Origin of the sequence: Croceibacterium sp. TMG7-5b_MA50 (genome assembly GCF_039830145.1) — a bacterium.
Classification (GTDB): Bacteria; Pseudomonadota; Alphaproteobacteria; order Sphingomonadales; family Sphingomonadaceae; genus Croceibacterium.
In genome coordinates this window covers 650,651-668,709 of sequence record NZ_CP156082.1, presented here as the reverse complement: position 1 = coordinate 668,709, position 18,059 = coordinate 650,651, and the positions used below count along the sequence as shown (strand labels likewise).

Genomic DNA, 18,059 nt, shown 5'->3' with positions numbered 1-18,059 from the left:
GCCGGGCCTTTTTGCATCCGGAGCCGGTATGTCTACTTCCTCTTTCCCGCGTGGCACTGGAGACGATGGCAAATCTGCGAAGCTTGCAACCGCGTGCTGGTCATTCTCCGCTTCGCCCTGGCAGCCCGGTCATCTCTGGCTGGGGCGCGATCGTAACGGTGCCGCTATCGGTCATGGGGATGATCGCCATGCCGTCATCATCGCTGGTTCGCGATCTGGCAAAGGCCGCTCGGCGATCATCCCAAATCTCTTTCTCTGGCCGGGAAGCTGTCTCGTCATCGATCCCAAGGGCGAGAACGCGACTGTCACCGCTTCCGCCCGCGCTAAACGTTTCGGTCATCGCGTTGCTGTGCTCGATCCCCGGGGCGCGGCTGATAACCCTGAGACCTTCCGCGTCCGCTTCAATCCGCTCGACCTCATCGATCCTGCTTCTGACGACGCGATCGATCTGGCGGCGGCAATCGGCGACGCGCTCATGCTTGGCTCCGAAGACGGTAAGGACATCCACTGGAACGAGTCGGCGCGCGGTCTCTTTGAGGCCGCGCTTTTGTATGTAGCCGTCACCCAGAACGGCGCTTCGCGGTCTCTCGTGAAGGTCCGTCAGCTCCTGACCCTCGGCGATCCTGCATATGCCGATCAACTCAACATGAGCTTGGGCGAGAAGGAAAAGCCGGTCTCACCCTTCGACGCGCTGTGGACGGCCATGGGGGATAGCAAGGCCAGCAATCCCGCCGTCCGCGATGTCATCATGGGAGCCGCGCATACCGTTGCCGATATGGGGGAGAACGAACGCGGCTCTGTCCTCTCCACCGCGCGCCGAAATACGAAGTTTATCGACTCTCCCTGGATGCGGCGTTGCCTTGAAGGGGATGACGGCGCTGCCGGTGCCATCGATCTCGACGCCTTCAAGGCAGCGCCGGGCGGGCTGACTGTCTATGTCTGCCTGCCTGCTCGCTTCATCCCGACCCATGCGCGCTTCCTGCGGCTGGTGCTCAATCTCGTCCTCTACCGGATGGAAGCGCAAGGTCTGGATAAACCCGCCTGCGGTCATCCGGTGCTCTTCGTGCTGGATGAGTTCGCAGCCCTCGGCAGAATGGAAGCCATCGAAAAAGCGGCGGGTCTCATGGCGGGCTATGGCGTCAAGCTCATGCCTGTCCTTCAGGACCTCGGCCAGCTGAAGCGCCACTATCGCGAAAGCTGGGAGACCTTCCTCGGCAATGCAGGCGTCCTTCAGTTCTTCGCCAATGCTGATCTGACGACACTCGAATGGCTCGCCAAGCGCATGGGCATGGTCGAGCTGATCCGGGAGACGCAGGGAAGCTCGGAAGCCAGCACGACCGGCCTCTCCCGAAGCCAGAGCGAAACCAATAGCGGCGGCTGGTCGCGCTCCTCCGGCACGACCAAGGGCAACTCCGATATGGCACAGCTGCAAAGCCTCGCGACGAAAGATGGCGGCTCGGGCCTGGTGCCTTTCTTGGCTAGGGCTGGGGCAAGTGGTCGTGGAACATCGGAAGGCTGGTCGGACAGTGAAGGTGTCTCGGGCGGCACCAGCCAGCAGCGCGGGGACAGCTCCTCCTCCGGCACCAGTTCTACCGCTTCCACATCCGAAGGCATTCACCAGGCAGCGCTCATGACGCCTGACGAGATTGCTCGGTTCTTCGATCGTCGGACGGGCATGCAGGTGGCGCTGATCGACGGCCTCCCGGTAGCGCTCTCCCGGACGAATTACGACGCGGATGAGGCTTTCGCAGCGTTCCGCGATGATGGAGGCAAGACATGAAAGAGAAGGAAGAGAGCGCGGACCTGCCGCTGATACAGGTGGGGCATCTGGATGATCCGACGGCTATTACCGTGCAGGTCAGCCTTCCGGCCGCTGTTTGGGAGCGCCTCACAGCTGACCTGCGGGACTTCGATCGCATGACCTTTGACCGACCCGAGTTGCCGGACCTATCGCTGCCCGAGCGTATCTGGCAGTTCCTCGATATGGAGCTGCTGAGCTGGGAAGCCTCGGTAACGGATTATCCGGAGCGTAAGGAAGTCGAATTTGATGACCTCGATGACGGGCTACCGTTTTGATATCATCGCCGAAGGAATCATCATCGAGAGAGAAAAATTGTGACAGCGCGCCATGAGTGACGAGAACGAGGCTTCCGATGGCCTAGACGATGAATGGCGCGACAAGCTTGTTGCCATTGGCAAAGGCGTTGCCGGAGCCGTACCTTTCGCGGGCGGTGTCATCTCCGAAGTTGTCGGCATGGTCATCCCAGGCCAGCGAGCCGATCGCATCGCTGCTTATCTCAGGGAGCTGGCATCGCGCGTTGACGATCTATCCGCTGAAATGCGGGACGGTATTGCCTCTAACGCCGAGAAGATCGACCTTATCGAGGAAGGCGGCTTCCAGTCGGCGCGAGCAACGTCGCGTGAGAGGATAGACCAAATCGTAGAGGCCGTGAGCCGTGGTTTGAATGAAGATGATGCCAGCGTCATCCGGCGCAAACGGCTGCTGCTAATATTGGGCGAGCTGGACGATGATGAAGTCACGTTACTAAATGCTTATGGACGGTCCTATGCAGGTTTGGATCGTCTTGCGTTCGAGAAAATAAACCGACCGGACCCAATCGGGTTTCAATCCTCCCCATCGGCGCTCGATCAAAACCAACTATTTGATGTGGGAAAAAATCACCTCATTCGTCTTGGGCTGTTGAGAAAGAACTACGGCAACATCAAAAAAGGTCAGATACCTGAGTTCGTCCCTCGGGATGGTGATTTCAAACACAATCTGGAAATTTCCCCATTGGGCCGAATGCTGCTGAAGGAGATTGGCATGGAAACGCCCTTCGATGCTCAGCATGGAAACGCCTAGGCGCGAAGGTTATGCCGTTCGGCGCTAATTTGACCAAACTACCTTAGGCATACGGGTCGGGGTCGAGATAGCCGTAGCGCTCAAGCCGGTTCCGGCCTGCTCTTTCCAGTTCCGCCATATCGAAGATGCAGAACAGCTTCACCGAGCGCTGAAAAAGCTCGAACGCCCTAGACTGGACAGACAGAGCCTCGGCCGTGTGCGCCCCTGATCGATCACCGTCCAGCTCCGCCACGTCGAAGAGGATATCGGCCAGCGTGTGATAGAGGCCAGCTATGAAGGCGGACGCTAGGGGGTCGATCTCGCGTACCTTTCTGATGACGGCATCGAGTGCATTCGCGATTTCCTGAGAAGGCATGGTTCCCATGCGAAGGGCGATGATCAGCTCGATCGCATCCAGATAATGCGGGATCATCTTTTCTTCGGTCGTCGTCGGATTGTCCGTCTTCAACAGGATGCGGGCACGGGCAACGGCTTTGGTCGCGACCTCGAACCGGCCTCCCGCTACGGCCAGGCAGGCTTCGCAGCGCCATATCGAGGCGCTTTCCAGCCCTTCAGTGCCGCGCAGCTTCTTCAGGAAGCTGTCGCAGGTTTCCTCGGCTGAGAGATCGCTGTGCTCCAGCACGTAATCGGCTCGATCGCGCAGAATCATCGCTGTGCGTTGATCCCGGCCAAGGCTGCGGAACGATGGAAGCCAGGAGAGTGCCTCGGCTATCCCGCGCGGATCGTTTCGTACCCTGTGGTTCTGGGCATAATCGAGGATCAGGCGCAGGATGTCGGGATCGGTCCTGTCGGCTGCTTTGTCGATCCCGGTCGCTACCAAGTCGTTATATTCGGCGACGCTTTCATGAGCAGCGCGATCGGACCAGTGGCCGACGCCGTAAAGCGATGCGAGCTGTGACAGAACCGCGCTCGCGTCATGCTCATACACGTATAAGTGCAGCTTTCCGATCAGCTGGGTCTTTCCGGCCTTGAGATGCTGAAGCTGCGTCCAGTCCGCTCCGTCCCCATAACGAAGCCGGTTGAGCTTGCGTTCGATCTCCAGGAGCTGATGAGCTGCGAGCCGGGCCTCTGCTTCATCCCTGATGCCAGGGCCGGTGATATCCGCAGGCGTCCTGTCCGTGATTACAGCAGCCGCTTGGTCTGGGTCACCAATGAACCTGCGGAACGGCGCTTCGATGACAGAGGCAAGCTCGGTCTCGGCGTAGAGCTCTGCCGCTTCCGCCGGGTGCTTGTGGCATAGCCAGGCCAGATACATGGCAATGGCCGCCTGCGACCGACCGGCTCTGATCTCCTTGAAGTGGTAGCCGATCCGCGAAGCAGGGGTCAGATATTGCTCGGCAAAGCCGACATTGAAGATTTCGCGAAATCGCGTCGTTGTCTCGTAAAGCCTGCGTCTGCCGTTCGTGCCGCCGCCGCTTACGCTGTCCAGTGCAGCGATGAGGAGATGGGCGTTGCTATGCGCGCGCAGATAGCTGGCGTCGTGGCCGTACCCGGAATTAGCCTCCCTTAGTCTCATCAGGCTGCCTCATCTGCCCGCTTTTCAGATGGGTAGGACAAACTCACTGGGTCCGCCACTGCTCGCGAAAGAACGAGTAATCCCGGCGACATTGCCTGATTTGCTGCCGCCTATTGCCGGAATAGCTGCCCGCGCCTGCTCGCGTAGTGGGGGCATAAGGTAGCAGTGCACCCCAAGAGCGCTTTACCCCGGCAGGCCTGCCTCCAATCCCGGAGGCTAAAATGGCAAAGAAAGTCCAGGTCGCGGCTGACAAGATTTTGCTCAGCATCGACTTCATCGAGAAGCTCGCGCATGCGGTTGTCGCGCTTAACCTGTCTCGGCGACGGACGCCCGACTGGCTGGCAGATGTGATTTTCGGCTGGATCGAGAATGAAGGCGTCATCCTCGATCCGGACGGAAGTGAGATCAACATCCATGACGAGATTATCGACGACGCGCATGGATCGGACCCCAGCCTTCGCTGCATCGACGACATGAAGAGGAAGGCCAAGGTGCGACCGGCAAGAAGGCCGAAGATGTCGATGCTACTGCGTCTTCAGCTTTACGATGCAGCCTTCAAGATCATCGGCACGCCGATCAGCAAATAAGCTGGACAACTCCGGCTAAATAGAACATATTAGGAACGAATACCTATAACTGCGTCCGCGCCCTGCCGAGTTTCGGCGGGGCTTTTTTTGTGCCGTAAGTCCCCGGAGGGCAGGTCCGCAGCAGGCATTCCGCAATCAGAACAACACCGAATACGGCCTGCGAGTACATGCTGCGCGGCCGGGAAAGCCATGGGCCATGCAGCTCGACATCAACCGCTATCGCCATTTCGTTGACCGTTTCGACATGCATGAGGAGGCCAAGGTCGCCGTTCTCACGCAGGTCTGGGGCATGATGGGCAGCTTCGTCGATCGGGCGTTCGGCGATGCGCCGGAACAGCAGCTGCGGATGGGATTGATGGGCAATCAGCGGGGGACATCCGCCGCAAAGCAGCTCGAAACCTTGGCATCCGAGTCCACAACCGCGTTAGACTGTGAAGAACCTTTAACACCGACATTCAACGACGCGGCCAGGCCGAAGCCTCCCGCGAGAAAGAGACGCCGATGAGCAAAGGCGACATACAACAGCCAGCCGTCATCTATGCGCGCGTTTCCAGCGTGCAGCAGAAGACGCAAGGCCATGGGCTTGAAAGCCAGGAAACCCGCTGCCGGGAGTTTGCGACCTATAAAGGCTACCGTGTCGTCGAGACCTTCTGCGATGATGCCTCCGGCTCTATCGTTGGCCGCCCCGGCATGATCGCCATGCTGGCTTTCCTCAAGAAGCAGAAGCAGCCGCACATCGTCATCATCGATGACATCAGTCGTCTCGCGCGCTCTCTAGAGGCTCACCTTCAGCTCCGGACGGCGATCAGTAGCGCCAACGGCATCCTGCAATCGCCTTCTATCGAATTCGGCGAAGACTCGGACTCCCAGCTGGTCGAGAACTTGCTCGCTTCCGTGTCTCAGCATCAGCGGCAGAAGAATGCCGACCAGACGAAGAACCGCATGCGGGCGCGGGTTCAGGGCGGCTACTGGTGCTTCCCGGCTCCCATCGGCTACCGCTTCGAGCGTGTCTCCGGTCACGGTAAGATGCTGGTGCGCGATGAGCCTTTGGCTTCAATCGTGCAGGAAGGGCTTGAAGGCTATGCCTCTGGCCGCTTCCAGACTCAGCCGGAAGTGATGCGCTTCTTCCAAAGCCGCCCGGAGTGGCCGAGCAAGCGCCGGAGCACTCTTACAACCGAACGCATCCGTGAGATGCTCACCCGTCCAACCTACGCCGGTTACATCAGCATTCCGGAATGGGGCCTCAATCTTGTGCCCGCTCGCCATGAGCCTCTAGTCAGCTTCGAGACCCTCCGCGCCATCGAGCGCCGCATGAAGGCGGTCGCTAACGTGCCCGCGAAAGCCAACCTGGGCGAAGACTTTCCGCTGCGCGGATTCATCACCTGCGGCTGCTGTGGACATCAGCTCATGTCCTGCTGGTCCACGGGCCGCTCCGCAAAATATCCTTATTACCTCTGCATGCAGAAGGGCTGCGTGTCCTACGGCAAGTCGATCAGGCGCGAGCAGCTGGAAGGAGACTTTGCTGCGCTGCTCAAAGAGCTGAGGCCTTCGACCGAGCTGATGGAGCTGGCTGCGGCCATGTTCCGCGATCTGTGGGATGGAAGGCTGGCGCAAGCCGGGCAGCAGGCCAAAAGCCTCGAAGTCCAGCTCAAGAAGCTCGACACGACAATCGAGCAGCTCGTCGACCGGGTTGTCGAGACGGACAGCCCGGCGCTCATCAAAACCTACGAGCAACGAATCCAGAAGATGGAGGCGGAAAAGGCCGAATTGGCTGAGAAAGTGGCGTCCTGCGGTCGTCCGCTGAAAAGCTTTGACGAGACTTTTAGAACCGCGATGCAGTTCCTAGCAAACCCTTGTTATCTTTGGGAAAGTGACCGCATCGAGGACAAGCGGGCGGTGCTCAAACTGACTTTTGCGGAGCGGCTGGCCTACACCCGTAATGAAGGGTTTAGAACCGCCATAACCTCTTCTCCCTTCAGCTTTTTTTTGAGTCTGAAGGGGGATGAGGAAGGTATGGTGCGCCCAACAGGATTCGAACCTGTGGCCTTCAGATTAGGAATCTGACGCTCTATCCTGCTGAGCTATGGGCGCGCCACCAGCGCGTTTAGGTAAGCTGCGGAGGGATGGCAATCCGTCTCGCTCGCATCAGCCATCCTCCCCGAAGCGCGGCGCACGAGCGTAATCGGCTTCCCCGAACGGTCGATCGCTGAACAGATAATCGTAGTAGAAGCGCCGCAACCGTCCATGGAAGGCGCGAATGCGATCCTGATAGGCAAGCTGCGCGGCCAGGTCAGTTTCGGCCAATTGCCCCAGCAGCATCTGCATGCCAACCGGCGGCAGCACCCAGCCGAGCAGACGGGCCGCGCGGTCGCGCTGCTCCAGCCCGGTGCGATAGGCGGCGACCTCGTCGGCCACGCTTTCATCGCCGACCTGATGGAAGGCGAAGTACCACTTCCAGTGGAACGCCACCGGCAACGGGGCGGAGGCGGCATAGGCCGGGTGACCGGCATAGAAGCGGCGCATCGTCGTCTCGCGCGGGATGTCCCATGCACGGTTGACCATCTCGCGCTGCGCCAGCGCGATCTCCGCCCCCTGATTAACCGGCACGGCACGGTTGATGGCGACATTGGCCAGCGTCGGGACGATCAGCACCAGCACCAGCCAGATCGCCGCCAGCGTGGCGGCATTGGTGACGGAACTCCATCGCAGCCTTCCGACGATCGCGGCTAGCGCAATCCAGAACCATAGATACGCGGCGGCAAGCAGCAGCACGGCCACGATCGCACCCGGACTCACGCCCTGTACCAAGGCGGCGCACAGGAATGGGGTCGAAAGCCCCAGCCACAGTAATGCGAAGCGCAGCACACCGCGCCTGCGCCACAGCCGTGAATTGCCGCCCGGCAGCGCCTCCAGCATGCGCACCCGCCCGGCTTCCCGCTCTCCCGATTTAAGATCGTGAAACGACGCGATCACGAACAGTGGCGCCAGGAACACCAGTACGAAGGCAAAGTCGAACCGGCCCGGCAGGGCAAGCTCGGGATTGAAGGTGTCGCCGTCGTGGATCTGCGCCTCCAGCCCCAGTGCCCGCACGCGCATGATGAAGGGTGCGACGTCCCGCATACCCATGGCCGCGAAGGCCAGCGGCGCGGGTGCATCCCAGGTGGGATGGAAGCTGTAATAGGCGGCATTGCCAGGGTCGCCGGTTTCCGCCGCCCAGCCGATCACGGCCGCCATGTCCTCCGTCTGCAACTCGGGAATGGCGGCAATCGCGGCGCGCTGCCGCGCGACCTCCACCATGCCGAGGGATACCGCGGCCGTGCTCAGCCCGGCCAGCAGGACCAGCGCGAGGAGGTTGAGACGCGCCCGCAGCAGCAGGCGCAGTTCGTGCAGCCACAGGGTCACCGGCGCTCTCCCAAAGTGGTGGTCGCCCGGGCAAGCAGCACGATGGCGACGATCAACCAGGCCAGAACGACCAGCAGCCCAGGCAGCGCTCCACGCGCCAGCGTCGCGGCAGATGGTGCGGAATAGGTGAAATCGGGCATCTCCTCCCAATTTGTGGACCCGACCCGCTTGCGCTCGTCTGCCCCGGCATCCTCCGCCGTGTCGTCAGCATAGGTGACGCCGGTCGCCTGCAGCCGGTTCAATCGCTGGACGAGATCGTAGCGGTAATCCTCCGCCTGTTCGAGGAAGCGGCGATGACCCGCGAAGTCCGTCCCGGCTGCCGCCATGGAGAGGTCGCGCAAGGCGATCGCCGGGCTCAGCACACCGATGGCCGCGACAATCCCGTTCTGCCGGGCCTGCGCGGCGTAGCTCGCCGCCGCGTACCGGTCGAACAGTTCGGACGTCATCCGCTCTCCCTCGACCGCCACCAGCCCTTTGTAGTTGACCGGCAGATCCTCCACGTCTTCCGCACCATACCTGTCGAGCACCTGTTGCTTGAAAGCGGCGAAGAACGGGTCATCTGGGTTATGGCTGTCCCCCATCCGGCGCAGATCGCGTGCGATGGCGACGTCGGTCTGCATCCGGTTCGCCAGCGGCACGGCGGAACTGGCCACGTCCGGAGCCAGCCGGGGCAGCAGCACGATCGCCACGGCCCACAATGCGACCAGCGCCAGCAGCGCATCTCGGCTGCGGCGCACCAGGGTGGAAGTGAGCACGACCAGCACGACCCAAAGGAACAGATACGCGGCGTAACCAAGCGCGATCACCAGCACAGGCAGCAGCATCGCGCCGGGCTGCCCGGCGATCAGCAGCAGGCCGATCATCGCCGGCAATCCGGCGAGAAGCGCCACGATCCCCAGCGCCGCCAGCTTGCCGAGCACCACCTGCCGGCGGGTCACGCCCTGCAGCATCAGCAGGCGCAGCGTGCCCCGCTCGCTCTCCCGCACGATAGCGCCATAGCCCAGGAAGATCAGCAGCAACGGCGCCACCACCTGCAGCACGAAGGCGGGGGTGAGCTGGCCAAAACGGATCAGCATCGAACTCTGCCGCACATCGCCGAAATTGGCGGTGTTCTGCCGATGACCTTCCAGGAACATGGAGTTGCCGGTGAACGCATCCACCCCCGGATCGAACGCGGCGAGCGCCCCCAGTGGGCGGTAGATGAAACTGCCGTAATGGACCACACGGTGGGGGTGGCGATCGGGCTGGCTGTCGAACGCCTCCTGCGCCGCGTCCTGGTGCCGGGCCCGCAGGTCGGCGATCGATTGCTGGTGGGACCACGCGCTCAGGACCGCCACTAACGTCAGCAGGATCAGCAGCATGAAGGCGATCAGCGCCACGCGGTTGCGCGCCATCAGACGCAGTTCGTCGCGGGCGATCAGGCGGACGGCGCTCATGCAGCGCCCCGCCGGTCACCGACCTGGAAACGGGCATGGAGCGCGCGCAGGTCGAACCGCTCCGGCCCGCTCGGCATCACCTGCTCGACCATCCGACCGGCCTCAAGGAAGCCGATCCGGTCCGCTACGTCCGCCGCGCTCAGCAGATCGTGCGTCACCATCAGCACCGCCGTGCCCCGCCCCCGAACCGCGCTGACCAGAGTGTTGAAATCCGCCGTGGCCCGCGGATCGAGCCCGCTGGTCGGTTCGTCCAGCAGCAGCACCGGCACTTCCCGCAGCAGGGCGACCGCGATGGCAACCTTCTGGCGCATGCCCTTGGAAAAGCCACCTAGCCGCTGCTGCCACGCCCGTTCCTGCAAACCGGCAGCCGCGAACGCTTCGGTTATCGCACCAGCGTCGCGGCGATCGCCGGCGAGTGCCAGCAGATAGTCCGCGTTCTCCAGCGCGGTCAGGTGTTCGTAAAGCGCCACGTTCTCCGGCAGATAAGCGATCCGGCGCCGCGCCTCGTCTGGGTTGGTACTGGGATCGATCCCGCAGATCTCGATCCGCCCGGCCTGCGGACGGGCGAAGCCGAGCAAGGCCGCAAGGGTCGTGGACTTGCCTGCGCCGTTTCCGCCCAGCAGCGCCGTGATGCTGCCTGCCGGCACGGTCAGCGAAAGCTGGTCGAGCACGCGATGCTCACGATAGGCGAGCACAAGCTTGTCGATCAGGATCGGCGGTACGCCGGGTTCAGTCATGGCGGGTCCTTGCATGTAATCGAGCATGGGGGAGAAATGTTACAACAGCCCATTGACGGCCCGATCGCTGCATGTCTAGCGCAATGTGACAACATCACTTTCAGGTAGGGCGGGACATGAGAACACGGATCATCGGGTGCTGCGGCATCGTGGCAGCGGTGTTGCCATGGACCGCGATGGCGCAGGAGCAGGCAAGCGGGGCCGACATCCTCGTCACCGGTGTACGCCAACCCTATCGCGGCGACTTCGCCCTGTCGGAGATACCGCAGGCGATCACCGGGATTGATGGCGAGACCTTGCAGCAGAACGCCATCGTCCGCCTGACCGACGCGTTGGACCTCAATGCTTCCATCTCCCGCCAGAATACGCTTGGCGGATTGTGGGATGCCTTCGCGGTCCGGGGCTTCGCCGGGGACGAGAACCTGCCGACCGGCTACCTCGTCAACGGCTTCAATGGCGGGCGCGGCTTCGGCGGACAACGCGATGTCGCTGGGATCGAGCGGATCGAGGTGCTGAAAGGGCCCGCCGCTGCTCTCCTCGGCCGTGGGGAGCCGGGCGGCACCGTGAACCTCATCACCAAGCAGGCGGACCTCGGCGGCAGCTTCGGCAACGCCGCGCTGCAATTGGGCAGCTTCGATACGATCCGGGGTGACATCGACGCAAACCTGTTGGTCACCGATGGACTGGCGGTGCGCCTCGTCGGCTATGCCGAAGACGGCGGCAGTTTCCGCGACACGGTCGAACAGAACAGGCGCGGCCTGCTGCCATCGGTCGGTCTGGCGCTCGGTCGCGCCACACGGCTGACCTACGATCTGGAATGGACCAGGGTCGCGGCACCGTTCGATCGCGGCATCCTCGTCCTGGACGGCGACTTCACCAGCGTTCCGCGCGAGCGCTTCCTGGGTGAGCCGGGCGATGGCGACACGGCTGCGCGAGCCAACGGCCACCAATTGCGCCTGCAGCACGAATTTTCCGATCGCTGGAGCCTGCTGGTCGGGGCTTCGCTGCGGGACACGCTGCTGACCGGATTCTCCTCCGACGCGGAGCTCGTTCCCTCGCGCCAGCGGGTCTATGTCGACGGTCGGTCGCTATCCCGCCAGCGTCGCTCCCGTCGCTACGATTCACGCCAATGGGTGATCCGGGCGGAGCTTTCGGGCGAGTTCGACACCGCCGGACTGACTCACCGGGTGCTGGTCGGTGCCGATCACGACCGGTTCGACAATGACCAGCTGTTCTTCCGCTTCCGGCCCCCCGCCATCGCTACGCAGACGAGCGACGGGGCCGGGTTCGTCATCGACATCCTCGATCCCGAATATGGCCGCTTGCCGTTGCCTGCTCCTGGACTACTGAACAACCGGCTCGATACGCAGCGTTCCACCGGCATCTTCGTCCAGGACCAGATCAGCCTGACTAATCGGCTGCAGGTGCGGGTCGGAGGACGATATGACGACTTTGCCCTGCGCACCGACAATCGTATCACCGGAGTAACGAGCCACAGCGATCGCGGCCGGTTCAGCCCGCAGGCGGGTGTCGTCTTTGAAATGTCCGCTCCGGTCACACTCTACGCCGCTTATGGCGAGGGATTCCGGGCCAATATCGGCACCGACGTGACCGGTCTTATCTTCGAACCGGAGACCAGCGAGAGCAAGGAGGTTGGCGCCAAGCTGGCCCTGTTCGGCGGGCGGCTGACAGGCACCTTGTCCGCCTTCCAGCTCGACAAGTCGAACGTGCTGGCGAGCGACACGAACAATCCCGGCTTCTCCGTCGCGATCGGCGCCGCGCGTAGCCGCGGGATCGAACTGGACCTTGCCGGCAAGCTGCCCGGCGCAGTCGAAGTGCTGGTGAGCTACGCCTATATTGATGCCGAGGCGCGATCGAGCGTGCTCGACCCCAACTTCTCGTTCCAGGTCCGGCCGGGCGATCCGCTGATCAACATCCCGCGTCACAATGGCAACGTACAACTATCGAAGCGCTTCACCTTCAGCGGGCGCAACGCTCAATTGGGCGCAGGCATCCAGCATGTCGGCAGTCGCTCGGGCGAGACCGGAACCGCCTTCACCCTCCCCGCGCACACGCTGGTGCGGTTGTTCGGCGAGATCGAGCTGACCAAGGGACTGGAGCTGTTCGGCACCGCGCAGAACCTGTTCGACGAGCGCTGGTACGCCAACAGCTACCATCCCCTATGGGTTCAACCAGGCACCCCGCGGACCGTCACCGTCGGGCTGCGCGCAACCATGTAGCGGGGGCTGACCAGGGGAGCCGCCGATCAGTGCCGTTCCCCGGGGTAATCGACCAGTTCGTCCAGACCGCCGAACCGGAACCAGCGATAGCCCAGCGGCTCCAGCACGACCTTCACCTTTCCCTCCGTGTCGGCGCGGCATCCTTCGTTGGTTTGCAGACAGATCAGCGCGCGCCCACCTTCCGGCACGGTCAACGTCAGCGTGCATTCGCAGGCCGCGCGAACCAGATTGTGGATGAAGACGGAGACCTCGCCATCCCATTCATAACGGATCGCCAGGACGGATGGCGGCGTGTCCAGCACCTGCCAGCTGCCGCGGCCTATCTCCGGCAATTGCTGGCGCAGGCGGATGGCCCGCTCGGTCCAGTTCAGCAACGATCCCGGCTCGCTGCGCTGCTGCGCCACATTGATCTCAGAAAAGCCATACGGTCCCTCTGCGATGATTGGCCGGACCGGATCATCGCTGGCGGTGAACCCACCCTGCGGCCCGGCGGACCACTGCATCGGCGTACGTGCGGCGTCACGTTCCGGCAGCGCGAGGTCATCCCCCATGCCGATCTCGTCACCGTAGCGCAGCACGGGCGTGCCCGGCAGTGTCAGCATCAGGCTGTAGGCAAGGTGCAGCCACGCCGCATCGCCGCCCAGCATGGGTGCGAGCCGCCGGCGGATGCCGCGCCCGTACAATTGCATCTCCGGCTCCGGCCCGAACACGTCGAACACCTGCTGGCGCTGCTCGTCCGTCAGCCGCCCCAGATCCAGTTCGTCATGGTTGCGCAGGAAATTCGCCCATTGGCCGGTCTCCGGCAGACCGTGGCTGTCCGCCAGCGCCTGCTTCAACAACGTGCCGTCGCCCGTCGCCAGCGCATGGAACAGCGCCTGGTTGACGGGAAAGTTGAAGACCATGTGCAGACGGTCGCCGTCTTCCCCAAAGTAGCGCAACGCCTCCGCCGGGGGGATGTTAGCCTCCGCCAGCAGCACGGCATCCCCTTTGCGCCATTGCGCCATGGCGCGGATGTCGCGCAACAGGCCGTAGGCTGGTTGGGGATCGGCCGTGTTGATCCCGTCCTGCGCGATCATGAACGGCACCGCATCCATGCGGAATCCCGACACGCCCAGTTCCAGCCAGTATCCGACGATCTTCAACACCTCCGCCTGCACGTCAGGGTTCGCGATGTTGAGGTCCGGCTGGAACTTGAAGAACCGGTGGAAATACCATGCTTTCGCCTGCCGACTATAAGTCCACGTGGATTCCTGCACGCCGGGGAACACCACGCCCTCGTCGGCGTCCGCCGGCTTCTTGTCCGCCCAGATGAAGAAATCGCGATAGCGGCTCTTGGGATCAGCGATCGCGGCCTGGAACCATGGATGCTGATCCGAACAATGGTTGACGACCAGGTCCATCATCACCCGCATGCCCCGTTGGCGGCAGGCATTGACGAACTCGACGAAGTCCCCGGGTGAGCCGTAGCGGGGATCGACACCGTAGTAATCGGCGATGTCGTAACCGTGATCCTTGCGCGGCGAAGGCTGGAACGGCGCCAGCCAGACTGCGGTGACCCCCAGGCCATGCAGATAGTCCAGCCGCCGCATCGCGCCGCGGAAGTCGCCGACGCCGTCACCATCCGTGTCCAGGAAAGTGTCCAACGGCAGGCTGTAGATGATGGCGGTCTTGTACCACAGGTCGGGGATCATGCCGCCATCTCCGGCAGGCGCAGCACCAGACCTTCATCGCCGGGCAGCATGTCAGGGACGCGGGCGAGATCGGCACCGCTGGCCGTCAGCAAGATGTCAGCGTCCTGCCATCCGGTCGGTAGCGTCAGGGCCCTCGCCTCTGACGAAAGATTCAGCACAACGGCGATCGTCGGGCCGCGCCGGTATGCCAGCAAGCCCTCGCCTGCATCGACCCGGCGGTAATCGCCACTGCGCAGCGTCGGTTCGGCCTGGCGCAGGCGCAGCAATGCGCGGTGCAGCGCCAGCATGGATGCATCCTCATCCGCCTGGCTCGCCACATTGCGCGTCTGCCAGTCGGTGGTGAGCGGCAGCCACGGCTCTCCGTTGCTGAAGCCGCCACCCGGATCGGGCGACCATTGCATCGGCGATCGGGCCCGATCCCGATTGAAGCTGGCGCCCGGCTCGTTGATCGCGGCGGGATCCTGCGCCTGATCGGGCAGGATGGTAACGTCGGCAATCCCGATCTCGTCACCGTAATACAGCGTCGGCGTCCCGCGCAGCGTAAGCAGCAGCATGGCCGCGATCCGAGCCTGCGCCTCTCCCACCCGAGCGGCGATACGCGGCTGGTCGTGATTGCTCAGCACCCAGTTGGGCCAGCCGCCGGGCGGCAGCGCAGCCTCGTACTCGTCGATCAGCGCCGCGATGCCGCCGGCATGCCACGGCGCCTGGATCAGCTGAAAGTTGAACGGCAGGTGCACCCCGGCATTGTCTTGCCCGTAATAGGTCATCAGCCGTTCGAGCGGCAGGTAGATCTCGCCGATCAGCAGGCGGCCGTCATATTCCTCAATCACGCCGCGCAACTCGGCGATCACCTCGTGCACTTCCGGCTGGTCGGCGGAATGGAGCTGGAGATATCGCTGGATGTCGGGCTGCCCGGGCGCGTAGCCCGGATTGGGCGGATTGTCCCGCAGGCCGGCATCCTTGATCAGGTGCCAGATCACGTCGACGCGGAAACCGTCCACGCCCTTGTCCAGCCAGAAGCGCAACGTGTCCGCCATGGCCGCGCGTACAGCGGGATTGCGCCAGTTGAGGTCCGGCTGCGCGGCAAGGAAGGCGTGATGGTAATACTGCCCGGTCGCCTCGTCCAACGTCCAGGCACTGCCCCCGAAATTGCTCTGCCAGTTGTTCGGCGGACCGCCATCGGGCGCGGGGTCGTGCCAGATGTACCAGTCACGCCGCGGATTGTCGCGGCTGGACCGGCTCTCCGCAAACCACGGATGCTGGTCGCTGGAATGGTTGGGCACGAAGTCGAGCAACAGCTTCAACCCGCGCCCATGCGCCTCCGTCAGCAGCGCATCGAAAGCCGCCATGTCGCCGAACAGCGGGTCGATCGCGCAATAATCTGCCACGTCATATCCGAAATCCGCCATCGGGCTGGCAAAGATCGGCGACAGCCACAGCGCGCCGACGCCCAGCTCAACCAGATGGTCCAGCCGCTGCCGGATACCGTCGAGATCGCCGATCCCGTCACCATCGCTGTCCATGAAGGATCGCGGATAGATCTGGTAGATCGCCGCGTCGTGCCACCATTGCGCGCCACTCACCGCCGGCGCAGCCCGGCCAGCACCGCACCGGCGGCACCCAGCGCCGCGACGCCCAGCCCCACCGCAGCGCGATGCTTGCTCAGCCACCATTGCGCGCTGCGGCGGCGGGCGATGGCGTCGAAGCGGCCATGCGCGCCGTGATCGCCCGGCACCGGCTCGTACAAATTGTCGCGCCGGCCCGCCTCGACCTCCTCCTCGCTCTGCTGGCCCGACACCCCGGTCCACGCGAGATAGCGGTCCAGGAGAGGGGAGGCGAAGCGGTCGCCCCAGATCGCTTGCATTGCGGGGAAGCCGACCACCACCTCCTTGCGCCGGTGATGCGCCGCCCAGTGGATCGCATCGGCGGCCAGTTCGGGCTGATAGGGCGGGCTCGCCGCCTGCGGCTTCATCGGCAGGTCTGTGCGGATCCAGTCGAATTGCGGCGTGTTGACGCCCGGCAGCTGCACCATCGAGACATGCACGCCGCTGCCTTCATGGATAAGTTCGGAACGCAGCGAATCCAGAAATCCCTGAATGGCATGCTTCGCCCCGCAATACGCGCTCTGCAACGGGATCCCACGATAGGCGAGTGCGGAGCCGACCAGCACGATTGTGCCTGTGCCGCGTGGCCGCATCCGCTTCAGCGCGGCCATCGTTCCGTAGACCTGCCCGTGATAGGTGACGTCGGTCACGCGGCGGTAATCGGCCAGGTCCATATCGACGAAGCGACCAAGCACCCCGGCGAAGGCGCTGTTGATCCAGATGTCGATCGGACCCCAGTGTTCCTCCACCAGGGTCGCGGCCTCCTCGATCGCGGCGGCATCGGCAACGTCCAGCGGCAGGACCAGCGCCTCGCCGCCGGCTTCCTCCACTTCCCTCGCCGCTGCCTCCAGCCCGTCGATGCCGCGTGCGATCAGCGCAATGCGCGCACCATCCTGGGCGAAGCGCCGCACCACCGCCCGGCCGACACCCGCCGATGCCCCGGTCACCACCACGATCTCGCGCTTGCCTGCTACCATGCGTACCCTTCCCGATGCCATGGCAAGCCAACAGACCTGCCGCAGGCATGTTCCCCTCGCGGTGTTTGGCCATCGCCGATCCGGTGCTATCGGCCGGTCCGCTGACATGGAAGGACGATGATGACCGATCAGGCGATGCTGGGCGCGGACGCGGTGTGGCCGTTGTGGGGCGACGAAGGGTCAGAAGGCGCCGTCACCCTGAAGGACCCGGCCGGCACCGCGGACAAGGCAGTCGTCACCGCGGTGGAGCGCCCGGTGCTGCTGCGGTTCGACCCGCCGCAGCCCGGCGGGCGCGCCATGCTGGTGCTCGGCGGAGGTGGCTACACCGCACTGATGGCAGGGCGCGAAGGGGTGCAGGTGGCTCGATGGCTGACCGGCCTCGGCTATCAGGCCTATGTCCTGATCCATCGCTTCCCCAATGCCGCGAACGGTCCCGCGGCTCCGCTGGACGATGCCCGGCAGGCGATGCGGCTGATCCGTGCCTCGGGCGATGCGGGCGCGGGCGTCGGCGTGGTCGGTCTGTCATCCGGCGGGCATCTCGCCGCCTGCCTCGCGGCGGAATACCCGGCCGAATGGGACGAGCCGCCCTCCACCTTGGCAGGGCAGCAGACCCGGCCGGACGTGCTGGTCGTCGGCTATGCGCCGATCTCCACCAACGCGGCCGGCCGCACGATCATCCCCGACAAGCCGCCGCTGCCGCCGGTGGAAAAGCAGGCGATGTATGACCGGCTGCAGCCCGACCTGCAGCTGCGCGCCGACCCGCCGCCATGCTTCATCACCTATGCGGGCAACGATCCGGTCGTTCCAGTGGAGAACGCCCGCCGCTTGCATGCCGCGTGGGAAAGGGCCGGCGTCAGCGCCGAACTGCATGTCTTCGGCGATGCACCCCATGGCTTCGCGCTCGACACGCAAGACCTGCCGGTGGCGATCTGGCCACGGCTGTGCGAGGCATGGCTGCGTCAGGTCCGCTTCCTGACATAAAGGCGGACACTTCTTCCCGTGCGCA

General features: G+C 63.7%; 16 protein-coding genes and 1 tRNA gene. 7 read left to right on the top strand and 10 right to left on the bottom strand.

All coding sequences use genetic code 11. From position 1 onward, the window contains the following. The first annotated feature begins 28 nt into the window (after nt 1-28). From V5740_RS03320 to V5740_RS03310, 3 genes are read left to right on the top strand one after another with little or no spacing between them, the layout of a single operon-like run. Nucleotides 29-1,780 carry a type IV secretory system conjugative DNA transfer family protein gene (locus tag V5740_RS03320; protein WP_347303666.1) on the top strand — a complete coding sequence of 584 codons (1,752 nt, stop codon included), beginning with the start codon at nt 29-31 and terminating at the stop codon, nt 1,778-1,780. Then, a complete protein-coding gene (locus tag V5740_RS03315) occupies nt 1,777-2,076 on the top strand; it encodes a hypothetical protein (protein ID WP_347303665.1) in 300 nt (99 codons plus the stop codon). The genes V5740_RS03320 and V5740_RS03315 overlap by 4 nt, the downstream gene beginning before the upstream one ends. A 52-nt stretch (nt 2,077-2,128) precedes the next feature. Next, nucleotides 2,129-2,863 carry a hypothetical protein gene (locus tag V5740_RS03310; protein WP_347303664.1) on the top strand — a complete coding sequence of 245 codons (735 nt, stop codon included), beginning with the start codon at nt 2,129-2,131 and terminating at the stop codon, nt 2,861-2,863. 43 nt (nt 2,864-2,906) lie between these two features. Here the strand turns inward: V5740_RS03310 and V5740_RS03305 are convergent, their stop codons facing one another. After that, nucleotides 2,907-4,379 carry a hypothetical protein gene (locus V5740_RS03305; protein WP_347303663.1) on the bottom strand — a complete coding sequence of 491 codons (1,473 nt, stop codon included), beginning with the start codon at nt 4,377-4,379 and terminating at the stop codon, nt 2,907-2,909. Nucleotides 4,380-4,600: 221 nt separating this feature from the next. On the opposite strand from V5740_RS03305, the gene V5740_RS03300 reads away from it, so the two are divergent. Then, nucleotides 4,601-4,966 (top strand): hypothetical protein, encoded by a 366-nt coding sequence (locus V5740_RS03300; protein WP_347303662.1) that lies wholly within the window; start codon nt 4,601-4,603, stop codon nt 4,964-4,966. A 196-nt stretch (nt 4,967-5,162) separates the two neighbouring features. After that, nucleotides 5,163-5,471 carry a hypothetical protein gene (locus V5740_RS03295; protein ID WP_347303661.1) on the top strand — a complete coding sequence of 103 codons (309 nt, stop codon included), beginning with the start codon at nt 5,163-5,165 and terminating at the stop codon, nt 5,469-5,471. Between the two features lie 269 nt (nt 5,472-5,740). Here the strand turns inward: V5740_RS03295 and V5740_RS03290 are convergent, their stop codons facing one another. The 6 genes from V5740_RS03290 to V5740_RS03265 form a co-directional block, all read right to left on the bottom strand. After that, a complete protein-coding gene (locus V5740_RS03290) occupies nt 5,741-5,986 on the bottom strand; it encodes a hypothetical protein (RefSeq protein WP_347303660.1) in 246 nt (81 codons plus the stop codon). A 252-nt stretch (nt 5,987-6,238) separates the two neighbouring features. Continuing rightward, entirely contained in the window at nt 6,239-6,700 is a 462-nt protein-coding gene (locus V5740_RS03285; RefSeq protein ID WP_347303659.1) for a hypothetical protein, read from the bottom strand. A 280-nt stretch (nt 6,701-6,980) separates the two neighbouring features. Next, a tRNA-Arg gene (locus V5740_RS03280) sits at nt 6,981-7,057 on the bottom strand. A 54-nt stretch (nt 7,058-7,111) separates the two neighbouring features. Further along, nucleotides 7,112-8,368, bottom strand: a complete 1,257-nt coding sequence (locus V5740_RS03275; RefSeq protein WP_347303658.1) for a DUF3526 domain-containing protein — start codon at nt 8,366-8,368, stop codon at nt 7,112-7,114. Then, nucleotides 8,365-9,804: a DUF3526 domain-containing protein gene (locus V5740_RS03270; RefSeq protein ID WP_347303657.1), complete on the bottom strand. Its 1,440-nt coding sequence runs from the start codon at nt 9,802-9,804 to the stop codon at nt 8,365-8,367. The genes V5740_RS03275 and V5740_RS03270 overlap by 4 nt, the downstream gene beginning before the upstream one ends. Then, entirely contained in the window at nt 9,801-10,541 is a 741-nt protein-coding gene (locus V5740_RS03265; protein ID WP_347303656.1) for an ABC transporter ATP-binding protein, read from the bottom strand. Before V5740_RS03265 ends, V5740_RS03270 begins: the two co-directional genes overlap by 4 nt. Nucleotides 10,542-10,717: 176 nt before the next feature. Here V5740_RS03265 and V5740_RS03260 point away from each other — a divergent pair, with 176 nt between their 5' ends. Beyond that, nucleotides 10,718-12,781, top strand: coding sequence for a TonB-dependent siderophore receptor (locus V5740_RS03260; RefSeq protein WP_347304429.1), 2,064 nt, complete (start codon nt 10,718-10,720; stop codon nt 12,779-12,781). A 26-nt stretch (nt 12,782-12,807) separates the two neighbouring features. Here the strand turns inward: V5740_RS03260 and V5740_RS03255 are convergent, their stop codons facing one another. The 3 genes from V5740_RS03255 to V5740_RS03245 are packed head-to-tail and all read right to left on the bottom strand — an operon-like array spanning nt 12,808 to nt 17,053. Further along, nucleotides 12,808-14,472 (bottom strand): alpha-amylase family protein, encoded by a 1,665-nt coding sequence (locus V5740_RS03255; protein WP_347303655.1) that lies wholly within the window; start codon nt 14,470-14,472, stop codon nt 12,808-12,810. Next, nucleotides 14,469-15,995, bottom strand: a complete 1,527-nt coding sequence (locus tag V5740_RS03250; protein WP_347304428.1) for an alpha-amylase family glycosyl hydrolase — start codon at nt 15,993-15,995, stop codon at nt 14,469-14,471. The genes V5740_RS03255 and V5740_RS03250 overlap by 4 nt, the downstream gene beginning before the upstream one ends. A 56-nt stretch (nt 15,996-16,051) precedes the next feature. After that, on the bottom strand, nt 16,052-17,053 hold the full coding sequence (locus V5740_RS03245) for an SDR family oxidoreductase (RefSeq protein ID WP_347303654.1): 1,002 nt from the start codon (nt 17,051-17,053) through the stop codon (nt 16,052-16,054). Between the two features lie 117 nt (nt 17,054-17,170). Here V5740_RS03245 and V5740_RS03240 point away from each other — a divergent pair, with 117 nt between their 5' ends. Further along, a complete protein-coding gene (locus V5740_RS03240; RefSeq protein ID WP_347303653.1) occupies nt 17,171-18,034 on the top strand; it encodes an alpha/beta hydrolase in 864 nt (287 codons plus the stop codon). Nucleotides 18,035-18,059 lie beyond the last annotated feature (25 nt).